The 806-nt window shown below is 63.6% G+C and carries 1 protein-coding gene and 1 pseudogene; both read left to right on the top strand.

The window, feature by feature from the left end:
• Nucleotides 1-181 precede the first annotated feature (181 nt).
• Nucleotides 182-346, top strand: a pseudogene (locus CSC74_RS17310) (tRNA pseudouridine(38-40) synthase TruA); the annotation flags it as partial.
• Nucleotides 343-806, top strand: a 464-nt coding sequence (locus CSC74_RS17305) for a phosphoribosylanthranilate isomerase (RefSeq protein WP_162315756.1), incomplete at its 3' end; no start/stop codon positions are given. The pseudogene CSC74_RS17310 and the gene CSC74_RS17305, both read left to right, overlap by 4 nt.

The raw sequence follows: 806 nt of genomic DNA, 5'->3' as shown, positions 1-806 counted from the left end.
TATAGTACAAGTTGACCCTGCTAGCAGTGTAGTTTACTAGTCACAACTCATGCTTGCGATTTGATGTGATCAATCCTGAAGAAGGCTTTGTGGTTCTAGTTCGTTCTGGCGTATCTGATGTTTAATCTGAGTGTTGTGACTTTTGTGCATCATTTGTCGTCTGTTTGATTTTTTTTTTTTGTTGCTCGAAGTGGGCGCGGGTACGCAACCGGAAAGCTGGATCGCGCAGCTGCTGGCCGGGCGCGACCGCACCCTGGCCGGGCCGACCGCGCCGCCGCAGGGACTGGTGTTCCTGCGTCCGCTGTATCCTCCCCAATGGGCCCTTCCCGCGGAAGTGACGCTGTGAACCGCACCCTCTATCGCACCCGGATCAAGTTCTGCGGCATGACCCGTCCGGGCGACGTGCGGCTGGCGGGCGAACTGGGCGTGGATGCGGTGGGTTTCGTCTTCGCCCATGCCAGTCCGCGCCGGCTGACCGCGGCCGAAGCGCGCCAGTTGCGGCTCGCGCTGGCGCCGATGGTCAGTGCGGTCGCGCTGTTCCGCGACAACACCGCCGCCGAGGTGCGCGAAGTCGTGCGCCAGGTGCGTCCGGCCCTGCTGCAGTTCCATGGCGACGAGGACGATGCGTTCTGCCGCGCGTTCCGCGTGCCATGGATGAAGGCGGTGCCGATGGCGTCCGGCGAAGCCTGGGACGCCCATGTCCTGCAGCAGCGCTGGCCCAACGCCGACGGCTTCCTGTTCGACAGCCACCGTCGCGGCGGTGCCGGCGGCACCGGCGAAGCGTTCGACTGGAGCCGCATTCCGAC

Source organism: Pseudoxanthomonas yeongjuensis (genome assembly GCF_010093345.1).
GTDB classification, from domain to species: Bacteria; Pseudomonadota; Gammaproteobacteria; order Xanthomonadales; family Xanthomonadaceae; genus Pseudoxanthomonas_A; species Pseudoxanthomonas_A yeongjuensis.
The sequence above is the reverse complement of the archived record's forward strand: the minus strand, read 5'-3'. Positions and strand labels throughout refer to the sequence as shown.